The organism is Streptomyces ardesiacus, from assembly GCF_003112575.1.
Lineage (GTDB): Bacteria > Actinomycetota > Actinomycetes > Streptomycetales > Streptomycetaceae > Streptomyces > Streptomyces ardesiacus.
Genome location: NZ_BEWC01000002.1, coordinates 1 through 17,163 on the forward strand (window position 1 = coordinate 1; position 17,163 = coordinate 17,163).

Genomic DNA, 17,163 nt, shown 5'->3' on the forward strand with positions numbered 1-17,163 from the left:
CACCGGGAACGGTGCGGGGTCTTTTTGCGTTTAGGGTCGGTGTATGCGCTACGACCTGGTTGTCTTCGACAACGACGGTGTTCTCGTCGACAGTGAGCCGATTTCCAATCGATTGCTCGCCGGTTTTCTCACCGAGCTGGGGCACCCGACGTCGTACGAGGACTCCTTGCGGGACTACATGGGGGGCGCCATGCACCGCGTGCACGATCTCGTGCTGGAGCGGACCGGGCGGCGGCTGCCGGACGACTTCGACGAGGTCTTCCACCAGCGGGTGTTCGCGGCCTTCGAGCGGGAGCTGGAGCCCGTTCCCGGCGTCGTGGGTGTGCTGGAGAAGCTCGCCGGGGACGAGATGGCGTACTGCGTGGCGTCCTCCGGGAGCCACGAGCGGATTCGGGTGGGGCACCGGAGGACGGGGCTCGACCGGTGGTTCGACGACGGGCGGATCTTCAGTTCCCAGGACGTGGGGCGGGGCAAGCCGGCGCCGGACCTGTTCCTGCACGCGGCCGCACGGATGGGTGTGGCACCCGAGCGGTGTGCCGTGGTCGAGGACAGTCCGCTCGGCGTCCAGGCCGCCGTCGCCGCCGGGATGGACGTGTACGGCTTCACCGCGATGACGCCGGCCGAGAGGCTCGCCGGGGCCACCCGACTCTTCGCGGGCATGGGGGAGTTGGCCGACCTGCTGCGCGGCTGACACCCTGACATTTGTCATGCGCGGCTCTGGACGGTTGTTCCTACTGCGGGACCCCGTCCGGCGGCGAAGCTGAGTGCATGACCAAGCCTCGTAAGTCTCGTGCCTTCGTGTCGCTGCTCCTGGACGTGGGAGTGCCCCTCGGGTCGTACTACCTGCTGAAGGGCGGGTTCGGGATGAGCGCGGTCGCGGCGCTCGGCTGGAGCAGCGTCGTGCCCGTGGTGCGGACCGGGTGGGGGGTGTGGCGGCAGCGGGAGGTGAACGCGCTTCCCTTGCTCATCCTGCTCGCCAACCTGGTCGGCCTGCTGCTGGGCGTCGGTACGGGTGACGCCCGGCTGATGCTGGTCAAGGACAGCGCGGTCGGGAGCCTGGTCGGGTTCGCACTGCTGGGTTCGGTGGTGGCCGGGCGGCCCATGATGACGGCGACGCTGAAGCCGTGGCTGGTGAAGGGGGACGGTGGCCGGGAGGCCGCCTGGGCGCGGCTGAGGGCGGAGTCGCCGGCGTTCCGGCGGGCGGAGCTGCGGTTCTCGGCGGTGTGGGGGGCGGCCTTCGTCGCCGAGTGCGCGCTGCGGGTCGTGGGGGTCTACACGTTCCCGGTGGACACGATGGTCTGGCTCGGGACGGTCGTCATGATCGTGACGATGGTGTGCGCGTTCGCGGTCAGCGGTGCGCTGGGGGCGGGGCCCATGGTCCACATGATCGGGGCCGCCGTGGCCTCGGACCGTGCTCCCGAGAGCGGCACGGTCGTCGTCGGGGCCCAGGAACCTGAGCAGAATTCATCTTTGGCTGGATCTACCCACCGGTAGGCCGGGGCCCTACGCTCGCCGCCATGACTGATGTGCTGCGGCGCGGCAGGGCCTCGCTCGCGTTCGGTTTCTTCGCCCAGGGCGTCGCCTTCGCGCTGCTGGTGACGCGTATCCCGGCCATCCAGGACCGGTACGGCGTCTCCGACGCGCTGCTGCCCGTCTTCCTCGCCGCCGTGCCGGTGCTGGCCGGGGTCGGGAGCGTGGCGAGCGAGCGCCTGGTGCGGCGGGTACGGCCGAGCCGGCTGCTGCGCTGGTCCCAGCCGGTGGTGCTCCTGGCGCTGCTCGGCGTCGGAGCGGGGGACCGGGTGGCGGTCCTGGCGGTCGCGCTGGGCGTCTTCGGGCTGTCCGTGGGGGCGCTGGACGCGTCGATGAACATGCTCGGGGTGAGCCTGCAACGGGCGTACGGGCGCAGCATCATGCTCGGGTTCCACGCGACGTACAGCCTCGGCGGGATCCTGGGGGCCTCGCTGGCGTGGGTGGGGGCGCACTGGGAGCTGGCGCTGTGGGTGTCGTACCTGCCGGTGGTCGTCCTCCTGCTGCCGGCGGCGCTGGTGGGGAGCCGGTGGTACGTCGACGGGGACGGCGGTGGTGCCGCGGACCCCGCGGACAAGGGGGCGGGCGGGGCCGGTGCGGGAATCGGCTTCAAGGTGCTGTTGCCGCTGTGCCTGGTGATGACGTTCGCGTACATCGGGGACTCGACGGTCTCCAACTGGAGCGCGAAGTACTTGCAGGACGTGCTGGGGAGTTCGGAGCAGCTCGCCACGGTGCCGTACAACGTGTACATGGTGACCACGCTGGTGGGGCGGGCCGTCGGGGACTTCGGGGTGCGGCGGCTCGGGGCCGTGACGGTGGTGCGGGGCGGCGCCGTGGTCGCGGCGGGCGGGTTCGCCGTGGTGGCGTCGGCTCCGGGGCCCTGGGCGGGCATGCTCGGGTTCACGCTGCTGGGGTTCGGGCTGTGTGTGCTGGTGCCGCAGACGTTCGCGGCGGCGGGGCGGCTGGCGGCGGAGCGGGACGGCCGTCCGGGCGCCTCCGACGCGGCGGTGGCGCGGCTCAACGTGTTCAACTACGTCGGTTTCCTGGTCGGTTCGCCGTTGGTGGGTGCGCTGGGGGACGCCTGGAGCTACCGGGGGGCGATGCTGGTGCCGATGGTGTTGGTGCTGGTGACGGTCGTCTACGCCAGGTCGTTCGGGGACCGGGGGGACCGATACGGTGGCGGGCATGAGCGGCCGCGCACAGCTGATGTGGGACGAGGCAGTAACGGGCTATGACTTCGGGCCCGAGCACCCGATGGATCCGGTCCGGCTCGCCCTGACGCGCAGCCTGGTCGGTGCCCTCGGCCTCGACCGGGAGGTGGAGGTCGTGGCGGCGCGGCCGGCCGGGGAGTCGACCCTGCGGCTCGTCCACCGCGAGGACTACATCGACGCGGTGAAGGCGGCGTCGGCGGATCCGGGCGCGGCCGACGGGTCGTACGGGCTCGGGACGGTCGACGATCCCGCCTTCGCGGGGATGCACGAGGTGTCCGCGCTGATCGCCGGGCAGTCGGTGGGCGCGGCGGAGGCGGTGTGGCGCGGGGACGCGCTGCACGCGGTGAACTTCGCGGGCGGGCTGCACCACGCGATGCCGGGCGCGGCGTCCGGGTTCTGCGTGTACAACGACGCGGCGCTGGCGATCGCGCGGCTGCTGGAACTGGGGGCCGAGCGGGTCGCGTACGTGGACGTCGACGTGCACCACGGGGACGGGGTGCAGGCCGCGTTCTGGGAGGACCCGCGGGTCCTGACGGTGTCGCTGCACGAGCATCCGCGGACGCTGTTCCCGCAGACCGGCTGGCCGCAGGAGACGGGCGCGGACTGCGCCGAGGGGTCGGCGGTGAACGTCGCCCTGCCGGCGGGGACCGGGGACGCGGGGTGGCTGCGGGCGTTCCACGCGGTGGTGCCGGAGGTCCTGGCGGAGTTCCGGCCGCAGGTGCTGGTGACGCAGCACGGGGCCGACACGCACTTCGAGGATCCGCTGGCGCACCTGGCGGTGTCGCTGGACGCGCAGCGGGCGGTGCAGGTGGCGTGTCACGCGTTCGCGCACGAGTACGCCGGGGGCCGGTGGGTGGCGCTGGGCGGCGGCGGTTACGCCGTGGTGGACGTGGTGCCGCGGTCGTGGTCACACCTGGTGGGGATCGCGGCGGGGCGGCCGGTGGAGCCGGAGACGGTGATCCCGCAGGGGTGGCGGCAGGAGGTGTACGCGCGGACCCGGCAGTTGGGGCCGATGCGGATGACTGACGGGCGGTGGCCGGTGTCGTGGGCCTCGTGGGAGGCGGGGTACGACCCCGCGGACCGGTTGGATCAGGCGGTGCGGGCGGCTCGGCGGGCGGTGTTTCCGTTGCGGGGGCTGTTGCCGTAGGGGGTCTCCCGGGGCGGTGTGGGGTGTTACGCCGACCGTGCGTAGTTCCCGCGGTTTCCGGGGTGGCCGCGTGGCGGATCCGTCAGCATCGGTCGTGTGCTGACCCGTGGAGCTCTTCGGGCTCATCTTCTTGATGTGCGGCTGGCCGGGGCGGTGGCGACCTCCCGGGAGGTGAGTCTGCGGAGCTACCGGCTGTTCGCCGCGCGGGATCCCCGGGTGCTGATCGGGATCGATCCGGAGCGGGAGTGGGGGCAGCGGGAGCTGCTCGCGCTGATGGCCCGCAGGTGTGGGGTTTCGGCCGATCCGCGCGACACCACCGGCCAGGACGTGATCGATCCCGACCGGACCCTCGCGGCCCTGGACGCTTTCGCCGCCCGGCTCGCGGCGGTCGCCGAGCGGCGTGCTCCGGTGCTGCTCGGCACCGGGCACCCGCACCGGCTGCTCGGTTTCTACGTCGCCTTGGCCGAGGCGCTGTCGGCGGCGGGATGTGCCGTCCTCACCCCGGCGCAGGGTCGCTCTGTCGACATAACGACCCGGTTCGGTCTACGCACGTACCGCCTCGGCTACGTCCGCGGCGTCGCGTTGGTGCGGGAGCCCGGCGCCGGGCGCGCCGGTGGTGAGCCGGGCGCGCACACGCACTCGCCGCTGCCGGTTCGTACCGCGCTGGCGGCCGCGGCCGAGGGTGGCGGGCCGCTGCCCGAGTTGGTGATCGGGGACCACGGGTGGGCCTGCGGGGCAGGTCAGCTGGGGTTCGAGGCCATCGGGCCGGCCGATACGGACGATCCCGCGCTCTTCGTCGGGGAGGCCGAGGGGTCCGTGTCCGTCGCCGTCCCCCTGGATGACGCCGTGCGACCCGAGTACTACCGACCGCTTACCCGCTACGTACTCAATCGGGCGTGTCTGTCACGGTAGGGAAGTGATGGGTGCACCTCTTCCCCACTCGCATCACCCGCCCCTACATTGGGGAGTGAGCACGCAGCGACGAAGAGTCACCGGAAGGGGAAGCCGGTGGCCGTCGAGTGCGGAAGGTTCAGGTGTGTCATGGCTGCAGATGGCGAAAGGCCTCTGAACGAGGTTCAGTTCCTTACCGTGGCGGAGGTCGCCGCGGTGATGCGCGTGTCCAAGATGACCGTGTACCGGCTGGTGCACAGCGGTCATCTGCCCGCGATCCGGGTGGGACGGTCGTTCCGCGTCCCGGAGCAAGCGGTTCACGAGTACCTCCGCGAGAGTTACGTGGGGGTGGAAACGGCCTGACGGCCCTCGATTACGACCTCGGCGCTCGGACCGGTAGGCTGGCCCCTCGTAGGTCGTGTGGGCCCATGGCGCTCACCAACCGAGTGATGAGAAGTGAGCGAGGGTAGTCGTGGGCTCTGTTATCAAGAAGCGGCGCAAGCGGATGGCCAAGAAGAAGCACCGCAAGCTGCTGAAGCGCACGCGCGTTCAGCGTCGCAACAAGAAGTAGGCGACGCTGCGCCGTCGGCGTGGTCCGTGGCCCCCCACCGCATCCGGTGGGGGGCCACGGTCGTTTCGCGGCCGTTTTCCGTCATCCGCCGTGTCCGTCGGTCATCACCGCGCAACACCTACCGGCTAAGTTGGCCCCAGCAGGGACGGGGGCAGGGCTGGAGCAGGCGGAAGGAAGGCGCTGATCTTGGGCAAGGTCGTGCTCGTGACCGGAGTGGCCCGTCACCTGGGCGGCCGGTTCGTCCGGCGCGTCCAGCGTGATCCCGACGTGGAGCGGGTCGTCGGGGTGGACGCCGTCGCGCCCGAGCACCATCTGGGCGGTGCGGACTTCGTCCAGGCGGACATCAGGCAGTCGGCCATCGGGCGGGTGCTCGCCGAGACGCGGGCGGACACGGTCGTCCACCTGGACGTGACGGGGACACCGCTGGGCAGCGGCAGCCGCACGTCGGTGAAGGAGACCAACGTCATCGGCACGATGCAGCTGCTCGGCGCCTGCCAGAAGTCGCCGACGGTGCGGCGGCTGGTGGTGAAGTCCAGTACGAACGTCTACGGGTCCGCGCCGCGCGATCCGGCGGTGTGCACCGAGACCACCGCGCCCAAGTCCCTGCCCAGCGGCGGCTTCGCCAAGGACGCGGTCGAGGTCGAGGGGTACGTGCGGGGCTTCGCGCGCCGGCGGCCGGACGTGTCGGTGACCGTGCTGCGGTTCGCCAACATCCTCGGTCCGGCCGCGGACACGCCGCTGGCCTCGTACTTCGCACTGCCGGTGCTGCCCACGGTGTTCGGCTACGACCCCCGGCTGCAGTTCGTGCACGAGGACGACGTGATCGAGGTGCTGCGGGTCTGCGCGCACGAGCCGCGGCGGGGCACGCTGAACAGCGGGACGTTCAACATCGCCGGGGACGGTGTGCTGCTGCTCTCCCAGTGCTCACGGCGGCTCGGCCGCCCCACGGTGCCGCTGCTGCTGCCCGCGGTCACCTGGGCCGGTTCGCTCGTGCGTACGCTGGGGATGACGGACTTCTCCCCCGAGCAGATCCGGCTGCTCACCCACGGCCGGGTGGTGGACACCACGCAGATGCGCGAGACCCTGGGCTTCACGCCGACGTACTCGACGGCCGGTGCGTTCGCGGACTTCGCGCGCGGCCGGGACGCCGGGCTGCTGCCGCCCGAGGCCCTCGCGGGGGCCGTCGACCGGATCGCGGAGCTGTCCCTGCGGGGCAGCGGCCACCTCCCGACGCAGAGCGCCAACTGAGGAGCGCAGCAACGATGGCGGACGCCAAGGTCATTCCGTTCGACGACGACCGGTCGCGGGGGAACCGGCGCAGGACGAAGGCGGAGTCCGCGCCGGCGGGCGAGGTGCAGCCGCTGCCCCTGCGGGGAGCCGCCGCGTCCGAGGACGACCGCGAGGACGACCGCGAGGAGGACCCCGTGACGCCGCCCGCGGCGCCCGGACCGCAGACGGCGGCCGGGGACGACGGAGACGGAGACGGGGCCGGAGACGGCGGCCTGGAGCGGCGCGTCGCGGCCGGACTGTCCTTCCTGCGCCGCCGGCTCACCGGGGACTACGAGGTCGACGACTTCGGCTACGACGCCGAGCTGACCGACCAGGTGCTGATGTCCCTGCTGCGCCCGGTGTACGAGAAGTACTTCCGGGTCGAGGTGAAGGGCGTGGAGAACATCCCCGCCGAGGGCGGTGCGCTGATCGTCGCCAACCACTCCGGGACCCTGCCGCTGGACGGACTGATGATGCAGGTCGCCGTGCACGACCACCATCCGGCCGACCGGCACCTGCGGCTGCTGGCGGCGGACCTGGTGTTCGTGCTGCCCGTCGTCAACGAGCTGGCCCGCAAGCTCGGGCACACGCTGGCCTGCGCCGAGGACGCCGAGCGGCTGCTCGCCCAGGGCGAGCTGGTCGGCGTGATGCCGGAGGGCTTCAAGGGCATCGGGAAGCCCTTCGGGGAGCGCTACAAGCTCCAGCGGTTCGGGCGGGGCGGGTTCGTGTCCACGGCGCTGCGGCAGCGGGCGCCGATCGTGCCGTGCTCGATCGTCGGGGCGGAGGAGATCTACCCGATGATCGGCAACTCCAAGACCCTGGCGCGGCTGCTGGGCTTCCCGTACTTCCCCCTCACGCCGACCTTCCCGTGGCTGGGACCGCTGGGGGCGGTGCCCCTGCCGACGAAGTGGACGATCCAGTTCGGCGAGCCGATCCCGACGGACGGCTACGCACCGGAGGCGGCCGAGGATCCGGTGCTGATGTTCAACCTGACCGACCAGGTACGGGAGCAGATCCAGCACACGCTCTACAAGTTGCTGGTGCAGCGGCGGTCGGTGTTCTTCTGAGACGGCGACGGGGCGCCCCCCGGAACCGGGTGGGCGCCCCGTCGTGCTCAGTCCGCGTCCTCCGCCTCGATGCCCAGGCCGGGCAGGAGGCCCGGGAGGAGGGGCGGGAGGGTGACGTCCGGCTTGGCGGGCGGGGTGTTGCCGCCCGTGGGCGGGGAGGCCGTGCCGCTGTCGTCCTTGGGCGGGTCGAGCAGGCCGCCGGTGCCGCCGCCGAGCAGCCCGTCGTTCTCCGCGCCGGAGTCGGCGGACTCGCTGGGCCGGTCGGAGTGGGAGCGACCGCGCTCGGACGTGCCCTCGTCACCGGTGCGGGGCGCCGAGGAGTGACCGGAGCCGGGGGTGTCGGTGGTCGTCGAGCCGGAACGGCCCGGCCGGCCACCGGCGCCGCCGTCCTGATCCCGCTCTGGCGACGGCGGCAGCATGGACTCCAGCGGAGCCACGTCGTCGTCTATGGCGTCGAACACCGACGACACCTGCTCACTGACGTCCCCGAGCTGCAGGGGCAGCCGGTCGCGCAGGGCTCCCCAGGTCTCCCGGTGGGACTGGGAGAAGGCCGAGAGGGCCTGCATGGGAGCCAGCGAGTCGGGGTCGTGGGCGTAGGCCGCGCTGAGCAGGCGGTGGCCCTCGGAGGCGTCGTGACGCATGCCGGACAGGGCGCGCCGGATCTCGCCGAGCGACTCGTGGTCGAGGGATCCGCCGCGGTCGCGCTCCATCAGCCGGCGTGCCTCGCTCAGCCGGGTGGAGGCGAGGTTCAGATAGGCCCGGCCCCGCTCGTCGTTGCCGTCGGCGAGGCCGAGGCGGAAGTCCTCTATGCCGCGCTTGAGGCCGTAAAGCGAGTCTCCGGGCAGGGCGTCGGAACTGGCGGCGGCGACTCCGCCGAAGGCTCCCGCGGCCACGCTCACGCTCAGTCCGCCGGCGGTGAGGCCCTTGGCCAGCCGCGAACGGGGCCGGAACCTGCTCAGCGGGGCCGCGCGGTGGGTGCCGCGCGCCCGGCGCTGCTCCGGTACCGACGCGTCCGCCGCCCCGCCGCTCGCGGTGCCCTCCTGCAGCATGGCCTCGAAGGCGGCCACGAGCTGGGCCCGCTGGACGACCTTGACCTCGGGATCCAGCTCGGGCCGGGGCAGCGACTCCAGACCGCGGGCGAGGGTCGTCAGACGCCCCTGCTCGGTCGGTTCCGCGGTGGCCCCGGCGGGTGCCGGTCCTCCGGACTGCTCGGCCGCCGCCCCGGGATCGGACTGCTCCTCCAGAGCCTGGGCGAAGGCGTTCGCCCGCCGGTGTGCCGATACGTTCGCGATCACTGGCGGCACCTCCTCTCGTCATCACGGTCGACTCCCCAGGGGGTCCTGAGGGTTGCACGCCCTGATCGAAATCCTCCGATCGGGTGATCGAAGTCGGCCAGGGAGTGACCACAGGGAGCCTGCATCCCGCACAACGAGCGGCGCGGCACTTGGGTTACGGACGGCGGATGATCGGACCGCGGACTCAACAGACCCTCACCGAAGGTGACTTGGGGAATGCGGGAAGTGAACGCCTCAGCGGGCGTCGTCCGGGAGCAGCCGGGCGAGGGTGCGCACGGCCCGGTACTGGAGCGTCTTGATGGCACCCTCGTTCTTGCCCATGACACGGGCGGTCTCGGCGACCGAGAGGCCCTGGAGGAAGCGCAGGGTCACGCACTCCTGCTGCTGCGGGTTGAGCCGGCGTACGGCCTCCAGCAGGGCGGCGTTGGAGAGGGACTCGAGGACGGAGTCCTCGGGGGAGCGCTCGACCTCGTTGGCGTCGAGCATCTCGCCGGTGGTGACCTCGAGGCGGAAGCGGCTGGACTTGAAGTGGTCGGCGACCAGGTTGCGGGCGATGGTCACGAGCCAGGCGCCGAAGTCGCGTCCCTGCCAGGTGAAGGTGCCGATGCGCCTGAGGGCCCGCAGAAAGGTCTCGCTGGTGAGGTCCTCGGCGGTGGCCTTGCCGCCCACGCGGTAGTAGATGTACCGGTACACGGTGTCGCTGTACTGGTCGTAGAGCCGGCCGAAGGCGTCGGCCTCGCCGGCCTGGGCCCGCTCGACCAGGTCCATCATGCGGGCGCTGTCGCTGTCCGCGGCGGGGCGGCGGTGGGTGGTGGCGGCTCCGGAGGAGCGCGCGCGTCTGCCGACGGCGGCGCTTCCTTCGGCCAGTGCGTAGCACGGGCCGGCGGGCACGGCGGCCGCGGCGAGGGCGGGGACGGCATACGCGGTGGGGACGAAGCCGCGCAACAGGTCTTGGGCTGATTTGACCGTTGCGCGCAGCGTAGCCAGGCCCGAGGCGTCAACCCCGACGTGTGGGTACACGGGACTCCCAGAGGCAGAGCTTCCATCACGTGCAGTACGGAACCATTCACCCGTCGTAGCGAAGGTGGGGCACCGGAATGCGTCTGAGGAGAATAACGCTTCGTACAGGTGCTGCTACGCCCAGTTGCTCAAATCATCGATTACGTCGCTTCCGTGCCCGATTGACGCCCGATCAGGTGCGCCAAATTGATCACTTGGCGACCGGAACGGTTCGGATTCCTGGTGGCTACAGAGCGTGTTGTGGCCGATGTGGGTTAAGGGGACTGGCGGGCCCGCGCCGGGGGTACGTCATCCCGATTGGGCCGGTGCCGGCGGCTCCCGGTCAACGGCGGCGCCGGTGCAGGGCGATGGCCGCCGCCGTGCCGCCCGCCACCGCGCCGACGCCCGCGGCCGCGGGGATGCCGACCTTGGCCGCCTTGCGGCCGGTGCGGTAGTCGCGCAGTCGCCACTCCAGCTCGCGGGCGTGCTTGCGCAGCTTGGAGTCCGGGTTGATCGCGTACGGGTGTCCGACCAGCGACAGCATCGGGATGTCGTTGTGGGAGTCGCTGTAGGCGGCGCAGCGGGACAGGTCCAGGCTCTCCGCCGCCGCCAGCGCGCGCACCGCCTCGGCCTTCGCGGGGCCGTGCAGCGGTTCGCCGACCAGCCGGCCGGTGTAGACGCCGCCGACCGACTCGGCCACCGTGCCGAGCGCACCGGTCAGGCCCAGGCGGCGGGCGATCACCTGGGCGATCTCCACCGGGGCGGCCGTGACCAGCCAGACCTTCTGCCCGGCGTCCAGGTGGGCCTGGGCGAGGGCGCGGGTGCCGGGCCAGATCCGCTCGGCCATGTACTCGTCGTAGATCTCCTCGCCGATCGACTTCAGCTCGGAGACGCGGTGGCCCTTGACGATCGAGAGCGCGGAGTCGCGGGCGTCCTGCATGTGCTCCGGGTCCTCGAACCCGGCCAGCCGGAACCACGCCTGCTGCCAGGCGAAGCGGGCGAGGTCGCGGGTCTCGAAGAACTTCCGCTTGTACAGGCCGCGGCCGAAGTGGAAGATCGCGGCGCCCTGCATGACGGTGTTGTCGAGGTCGAAGAAGGCGGCGGCCCGGTCGTCGCCGTGCACCGGGAACTCCGGCTCCGCGCCGGAGTCCGCTTCCTGAGCGGTCTCTGCGGTCTCTGCGGTCTCGGCGGCCTCCGCGGACTTGCGCGCCGCCTCCGCCGAGGCCTCGCCTGCCAACACGCTCCGCGCCGTGGCGGAGCGCCTACGGGGAGTGAGCCATCGAAGAGCGGCCATGCCCGTGAGCATAGCCAGTGTGTTCGGGTGTTCCGGAGCCGAGAGGTTTGCGGGCCGTGAACTCCGGGCGACCGTGCCGTGCGACCGCCTCCGGCCGAGGGGGCGCCGGGGCGCGCGAGAATGGCCGGCATGAGTCCCCTGTTCCGCCGCCAGCCCGCGCGGCCCCAGACCTCTGAGCACTCCGAGAACCATCTCGTCACCCTCATCCGCAAACCCGGCTGTCATCTGTGTGATGACGCACAGCTCGTCGTCGAGAAGGTCTGTGCCGAACTCGGCGTCCCCTGGGAGGGGAAGGACATCACCGAGGACCGCCAACTCCATGACCAGTACTGGGAGCAGATTCCGGTCGTGCTGGTCGACGGACGGCAGCACACCTTCTGGCGTGTGAACGAGGAACGGCTGCGCAAGGCACTGACCGATCAGTACAAGTAGTCCGTATGGTCGCTTAGGATCGATGGTGACCAGGTCTCGGGGGCGTTGATCGTGAGGAGCGTGTGCGGCTTTGCCCCCGATGAGTGAGGGACGAAGGTGTCTGTGCGCCGGTTCCCGTTCCGGGCGCCGGGGGCGCGTGACCCCGGTCACGTTGGCCGGGCAAATCGGACACCATCTTTGTGCACGCGTTCACAAAGACATAGCCTGCATTCGACGGGGCGGTCATGTAGGGACGTATGACCGCCTACAGCCCCGCTCTACCCGCAGGAGCACCGTGGCAACTGGCCGAACACACCGACCGGCGACCCGCAGCCGAGGGATTCCCGAGGCCACCGTCGCCAGGCTTCCGCTGTACCTCCGCGCGCTGACCGCGCTCTCCGAGCGCTCGGTGCCCACGGTCTCCTCCGAGGAGCTGGCCGCCGCCGCGGGAGTCAACTCCGCGAAGCTGCGCAAGGACTTCTCCTACCTCGGCTCCTACGGGACGCGTGGTGTCGGTTACGACGTCGAGTATCTCGTGTACCAGATCTCGCGCGAACTCGGCCTCACCCAGGACTGGCCGGTTGTGATCGTAGGAATCGGCAACCTCGGTGCCGCGCTCGCCAACTACGGCGGGTTCGCCTCCCGCGGTTTCCGGGTCGCCGCGCTCATCGACGCCGATCCGGCAATGGCCGGAAAGCCCGTCGCCGGCATCCCGGTGCAGCACACCGACGAGCTGGAGAAGATCATCCAGGACGACGGTGTCTCCATCGGTGTGATCGCGACCCCCGCCGGTGCCGCCCAGCAGGTCTGCGACCGTCTCGTGGCCGCCGGCGTCACCTCCATCCTCAACTTCGCGCCGACCGTGCTGAACGTCCCCGAGGGCGTCGACGTGCGCAAGGTCGACCTCTCCATCGAGCTGCAGATCCTCGCCTTCCACGAGCAGCGCAAGGCGGGCGAGGAGGCCGCGGCCGACACCGTGGTGCCGCCCGTCGCCGCCCGCAAGCAGCAGCCCTCCACCGACCAGGGACCCGACGGGGACGTACCCGCCGTGATGCCGGCATGAGCCTCCTCGTCGTCGGGCTGAGCCACCGCAGCGCCCCCGTCAGCGTGCTGGAGCGCGCGTCCCTGAACGCGGACGCGCAGCTCAAGCTGCTCCAGGACACGGTCGCCGCCGAACCGGCCGCCGAGGCCGCGGTGCTGGCCACCTGCAACCGCATCGAGCTGTACGCCGACGTGGACAAGTTCCACGCCGGTGTCGCCGAGCTGTCCACACTGCTCGCCCAGCACAGCGGGGTCGGCCTGGAGGAGCTCACTCCCCACCTCTACGTGCACTACGAGGACCGGGCCGTGCACCACCTGTTCTCGGTGGCGTGCGGGCTGGACTCGATGGTGGTCGGCGAGGGGCAGATCCTCGGCCAGATAAAGGACTCCCTCGCCCGCGCCCAGGACCTGCACACCGCGGGGCGGCTCCTGAACGACCTGTTCCAGCAGGCGCTGCGGGTCGGCAAGCGCGCCCACTCCGAGACGGGGATCGACCGCGCAGGACAGTCCCTGGTCACCTTCGGCCTGGAGCAGTTGTCCGCCGGGGCCGACGTCCAGGGGTGGGCCCGGGGCAAGAAGGCCCTGGTCATCGGCGCCGGTTCGATGTCCTCGCTGGCCGCCGCGACGCTGGCGCGGTCCGGGGTCGCCGAGATCGTGGTCGCCAACCGCACCTTCGAGCGCGCCGAGCGCCTCGCACGGATCCTGACCGAGGGCGACGACACGGACGTGCTGGCCCGCGCGGTACCGATGGACGCGGTGCCGGTCGAGCTGACACGTGCCGACGTGGCCGTCTCCTGCACGGGTGCGACCGGGCTGGTCCTCACGGCCGACGCCGTGGCCGCGGCGGTGCAGGGGCGCACCGGCGCGCCCGTCGAGGCCGCCGCCGTCGCCGTACCGGAGGATCGGCGGGGTGCGGAAACGCCACTGCCGGTGGCCGGCGGCGACGAGAACTGCCCGCTGGACCTGTCCTCCGTGCCCTCCGGCTTCTCCGTCCTGGGCGAGGCCGCCGTGGCCGGCATGGACGCGGCGACGCTGGAGCAGCACGGGGCCTGGGCCGCGGGCGGCACGGCGGTGGACCGGCCGCGCGAGACGGGCCGGCCGGGACCGGAGGCGGAGGCCGAGCTGATCGGCGCGCTCGCCGCGACGGCGACCCGCGTCGGCCGCATCCCCGAGCGCCGCCGCCCGGAGCCCGTCGCCGAGACGCCGCGCCCCGCGCCGGTGCTCTTCCTCCTCGACCTGGCGATGCCGCGCGACGTCGACGCCGCCGCGCACCGGCTGGCCGGGGTGCGCCTGGTGGACATCGAGTCGCTCGCCGACGCCTCCGCCGACGCCCCGATGGCCGCCGACGTCGACATGGTCCGCCGGATCGTCGCCGACGAGGTCGCCGCCTTCGGCGCCGCCCAGCGCGCCGCGCGGATCACGCCCACCGTGGTCGCGCTGCGCAGCATGGCCGCCGAGGTCGTGGCCGGCGAGATCGCGCGGCTGGAGGGGCGCCTGCCGGGGCTCGACGACAAGCACCGCGCCGAGATCACCCAGACCGTCAAGCGTGTGGTCGACAAGCTGCTGCACGCGCCGACGGTACGGGTCAAGCAGCTCGCCGCCGAACCCGGTGGCGCCGGGTACGCGGACGCGCTGCGCACCCTGTTCGACCTCGACCAGGAGACGGTGGCCTCCGTCTCCCGCGCCGAGAACAGCACCACTGAGAAGAACCGAGGGCCGGCATGACTGAGAAGGCACTGAGGCTGGGCACCAGGCGGAGCAAGCTCGCCATGGCCCAGTCCGGGCAGGTGGCGGACGCCGTGAGCCAGGTGACCGGTCGGCCCGTTGAGCTGGTCGAGATCACCACGTACGGGGACACGTCGCGCGAGCACCTGGCGCAGATCGGCGGCACGGGCGTGTTCGTCGCCGCGCTGCGCGAGGCGCTGCTGCGGGGAGAGGTGGACTTCGCGGTTCACTCGCTCAAGGACCTCCCCACCGCGCAGCACGAGGGCCTGGTCGTGGCCGCGATCCCGGTGCGCGAGGACCCGCGGGACGTGGTCGTCGCCCGGGACGCGCGCAAGCTGACCGACCTCCCGCGCGGGGCGCGCGTCGGCACGGGTGCGCCGCGCCGCATGGCGCAGCTGAACGCGTACGCCCGCACCCACGGCATGGAGATCGAGACGGTCCCGATCCGGGGCAACGTCGACACGCGCATCGGATACGTCCGCAGCGGCGAGCTGGACGCGGTCGTGCTGGCCGCCGCCGGCCTGAACCGGGTGGGACGCATCGACGAGGTGACCGACTTCCTGTCGGTCGACACGGTTCTGCCGGCCCCCGGCCAGGGGGCACTGGCGATCGAATGCCCCGCGGACAACGCGGAGTTGGTCGCCGCGCTCGCCGAGCTCGACGACCCGTTCACGCGGGCCGCCGTGACGGCCGAGCGGTCACTGCTCGCCGCCCTGGAGGCCGGCTGCAGCGCCCCCGTGGGCGCGCTGGCCGACCTTCTGGCCGACGGGCAGACTGTCAAGGAAATGCGCCTGCGCGGCGTCGTCGGCACGACCGACGGCTCGACGCTGGTGCAGTTGTCCACCACCGGTCCCGTGCCCGAGACGCACGAGGCGGCGATGGCACTCGGTCGCGACATGGCCACCGAGATGCTCGCCCAGGGCGCGGCCGGTCTGATGGGGGAGCGAGCACAGTGAGCCCCACCACCTTTCCCGCCGGTCCGGAACACGGGCACGTCACCTTCCTGGGTGCCGGACCCGGAGATCCGGGACTGCTGACTCTGCGCGCCGTGGAGGCGCTGGCCCACGCGGACGTCCTCGTCGCCGAGCACGAGGTGCTCGACGTCGTGCGTACGCACGCGAGGCAGGGCGTGTCGGAGGTGCACACGGACGCCGATCCGTCGGATCCGGGCACAGGCGCGCCCCAGCTCACGGTTGTTGACGGTGCGTCAACGACCCTGGGCGCCCCCGCTGTGCGGGATGCCGCACATCTTGTCATGGAGGCCGCGCGGGGCGGCAGGCGGGTCGTGCGTGCGGTCACCGGTGACCCCGGGCTCGACACGTACGCCGCCGAGGAGATGCTGGCCTGCGCCGCGGCCGGGGTGCCCTTCGAGGTCGTCCCCGGCATCGCGAACGCCGTCGGCGTGCCCGCGTACGCCGGTGTGCCGCTGCGGGACGCGGAGGGCGCGGACGTGCGGTTCGTGGACGCCCGTACGGCGTCGGACCGGTGCTGGACCGAGGTGGGCGCCTCCGACGGCACGGTGGTCGTGTCGACGACGCTGGACTCGGTGGCCGCGGCGGCCGGCGAGCTGGTGTCGGCGGGCCGCAAGCCGGACACCCCGCTGACGGTGACGATCGCCGGTACGACGACCAGGCAGCGCACCTGGTCCGCGACGCTCGGCACGGTCGCGCAGACCCTGAAGCAGGCGAAGGTGCTGCCGTCCCCGGACGGCGGCCGCCCGGTGATAGCCGTGGTCGGCGAGCGCAGCGCATCCGCCCGGCGTGACCAGCTCTCGTGGTTCGAGTCCAAGCCGCTGTTCGGCTGGAAGGTCCTCGTGCCGCGCACCAAGGAGCAGGCGGCGTCGCTCTCCGACCAGCTGAGGTCCTACGGCGCGGTCCCGCACGAGGTCCCGACCATCGCGGTGGAGCCGCCGCGCACCCCGCAGCAGATGGAGCGGGCGGTCAAGGGCCTGGTCACGGGCCGCTACGAGTGGATCGCGTTCACGTCGGTCAACGCGGTGAAGGCGGTCCGCGAGAAGTTCGAGGAGTACGGGCTGGACGCCCGTGCCTTCGCGGGCATCAAGGTCGCGGCGGTCGGCGAGCAGACGGCCAACGCCCTCATCGCCTTCGGCGTGAAGCCGGACCTGGTGCCGAGCGGTGAGCAGTCGGCGGCGGGCCTGCTGGAGGACTGGCCGCCGTACGACCCTGTTTTCGATCCCATCGACCGGGTGTTCCTGCCCCGTGCCGACATCGCCACGGAGACCCTGGTCGCCGGTCTGATCGAGCTGGGCTGGGAGGTCGACGACGTCACGGCCTACCGCACGGTGCGCGCCTCGCCGCCCCCCGCCACGACCCGGGAGGCCATCAAGGGCGGCGGCTTCGACGCGGTGCTCTTCACGTCGTCGTCCACGGTCCGCAACCTGGTGGGCATCGCGGGCAAGCCGCACAACGTCACGGTGATCGCGTGCATCGGCCCGGCGACGGCCAAGACGGCCGAGGAGCACGGCCTGCGCGTCGACGTCATGGCCCCCGAACCGTCCGTCCACAAACTGGCGGAGGCCCTGGCCGACTTCGGCCTGCGGCGCCGGGCGGCGGCGCTGGAGGCGGGGGACCCGGTGACGCGGCCGAGCGAACGGCGGCCGGGGTCGCGGAGACGGCGGTCTTCGACCTGAGGCGAGAGGGGGCGCTCCCGGTAGGGGGCGCCCCGTCGTCGTTCTCCCTCCGACTCCCCGTGCAT

At 72.1% G+C, this 17,163-nt stretch carries 17 protein-coding genes; 14 read left to right on the forward strand and 3 right to left on the reverse strand.

Annotated features, from left to right (window positions below; genetic code table 11):
* Positions 1-43 precede the first annotated feature (43 nt).
* The 9 genes from Sdi02f_RS06905 (at position 44) to Sdi02f_RS06945 (ending at position 7,683) form a co-directional block, all read left to right on the forward strand.
* A complete protein-coding gene (locus tag Sdi02f_RS06905; RefSeq protein WP_031086852.1) occupies positions 44-691 on the forward strand; it encodes an HAD family hydrolase in 648 nt (215 codons plus the stop codon).
* A gap of 77 nt (positions 692-768) precedes the next feature.
* The gene (locus Sdi02f_RS06910) at positions 769-1,494 is read left to right on the forward strand and encodes a VC0807 family protein (protein WP_031086850.1); all 726 of its coding nucleotides are present in this window, start codon (positions 769-771) and stop codon (positions 1,492-1,494) included.
* 23 nt (positions 1,495-1,517) lie between these two features.
* Entirely contained in the window at positions 1,518-2,762 is a 1,245-nt protein-coding gene (locus Sdi02f_RS06915) for an MFS transporter (protein WP_108932947.1), read from the forward strand.
* Positions 2,713-3,885: an acetoin utilization protein AcuC gene (locus Sdi02f_RS06920; protein WP_108932948.1), complete on the forward strand. Its 1,173-nt coding sequence runs from the start codon at positions 2,713-2,715 to the stop codon at positions 3,883-3,885. Before Sdi02f_RS06915 ends, Sdi02f_RS06920 begins: the two co-directional genes overlap by 50 nt.
* A 96-nt stretch (positions 3,886-3,981) precedes the next feature.
* The gene (locus tag Sdi02f_RS06925) at positions 3,982-4,797 is read left to right on the forward strand and encodes a phosphatase (RefSeq protein WP_031185209.1); all 816 of its coding nucleotides are present in this window, start codon (positions 3,982-3,984) and stop codon (positions 4,795-4,797) included.
* Positions 4,798-4,926: 129 nt separating this feature from the next.
* Positions 4,927-5,139, forward strand: coding sequence for a helix-turn-helix domain-containing protein (locus tag Sdi02f_RS06930; protein WP_158716725.1), 213 nt, complete (start codon positions 4,927-4,929; stop codon positions 5,137-5,139).
* Positions 5,140-5,248: 109 nt separating this feature from the next.
* Complete coding sequence (locus Sdi02f_RS06935; RefSeq protein ID WP_003948845.1) at positions 5,249-5,347, forward strand: 30S ribosomal protein bS22; 99 nt, start codon at positions 5,249-5,251, stop codon at positions 5,345-5,347.
* A 186-nt stretch (positions 5,348-5,533) separates the two neighbouring features.
* On the forward strand, positions 5,534-6,595 hold the full coding sequence (locus Sdi02f_RS06940; RefSeq protein ID WP_030401575.1) for an NAD-dependent epimerase/dehydratase family protein: 1,062 nt from the start codon (positions 5,534-5,536) through the stop codon (positions 6,593-6,595).
* A 14-nt stretch (positions 6,596-6,609) separates the two neighbouring features.
* Positions 6,610-7,683: a lysophospholipid acyltransferase family protein gene (locus tag Sdi02f_RS06945; protein WP_108932949.1), complete on the forward strand. Its 1,074-nt coding sequence runs from the start codon at positions 6,610-6,612 to the stop codon at positions 7,681-7,683.
* A gap of 47 nt (positions 7,684-7,730) precedes the next feature.
* Here Sdi02f_RS06945 and Sdi02f_RS06950 read toward each other — a convergent pair whose 3' ends face one another.
* The 3 genes from Sdi02f_RS06950 to Sdi02f_RS06960 form a co-directional block, all read right to left on the reverse strand.
* On the reverse strand, positions 7,731-8,978 hold the full coding sequence (locus tag Sdi02f_RS06950) for a DUF5667 domain-containing protein (protein WP_055467547.1): 1,248 nt from the start codon (positions 8,976-8,978) through the stop codon (positions 7,731-7,733).
* 234 nt (positions 8,979-9,212) lie between these two features.
* Entirely contained in the window at positions 9,213-9,998 is a 786-nt protein-coding gene (locus Sdi02f_RS06955; RefSeq protein WP_030401578.1) for an ECF subfamily RNA polymerase sigma factor, BldN family, read from the reverse strand.
* Positions 9,999-10,320: 322 nt separating this feature from the next.
* Complete coding sequence (locus tag Sdi02f_RS06960; protein WP_167458138.1) at positions 10,321-11,271, reverse strand: HAD family hydrolase; 951 nt, start codon at positions 11,269-11,271, stop codon at positions 10,321-10,323.
* Between the two features lie 129 nt (positions 11,272-11,400).
* Between Sdi02f_RS06960 and Sdi02f_RS06965 the strand changes: the two genes are divergently transcribed.
* The 5 genes from Sdi02f_RS06965 to Sdi02f_RS06985 all read left to right on the forward strand — a co-directional run bounded on the left by Sdi02f_RS06965 (position 11,401) and on the right by Sdi02f_RS06985 (position 17,098).
* A complete protein-coding gene (locus Sdi02f_RS06965) occupies positions 11,401-11,703 on the forward strand; it encodes a glutaredoxin family protein (protein ID WP_030401580.1) in 303 nt (100 codons plus the stop codon).
* Positions 11,704-11,977: 274 nt separating this feature from the next.
* Complete coding sequence (locus Sdi02f_RS06970; protein ID WP_030401581.1) at positions 11,978-12,745, forward strand: redox-sensing transcriptional repressor Rex; 768 nt, start codon at positions 11,978-11,980, stop codon at positions 12,743-12,745.
* Positions 12,742-14,448, forward strand: coding sequence for a glutamyl-tRNA reductase (locus Sdi02f_RS06975; RefSeq protein WP_031086839.1), 1,707 nt, complete (start codon positions 12,742-12,744; stop codon positions 14,446-14,448). Before Sdi02f_RS06970 ends, Sdi02f_RS06975 begins: the two co-directional genes overlap by 4 nt.
* A complete protein-coding gene (hemC, locus tag Sdi02f_RS06980; protein ID WP_030401583.1) occupies positions 14,445-15,404 on the forward strand; it encodes a hydroxymethylbilane synthase in 960 nt (319 codons plus the stop codon). Before Sdi02f_RS06975 ends, hemC begins: the two co-directional genes overlap by 4 nt.
* A complete protein-coding gene (locus Sdi02f_RS06985; RefSeq protein ID WP_030401584.1) occupies positions 15,401-17,098 on the forward strand; it encodes a bifunctional uroporphyrinogen-III C-methyltransferase/uroporphyrinogen-III synthase in 1,698 nt (565 codons plus the stop codon). The genes hemC and Sdi02f_RS06985 overlap by 4 nt, the downstream gene beginning before the upstream one ends.
* The last annotated feature ends 65 nt before the right edge of the window (positions 17,099-17,163 follow it).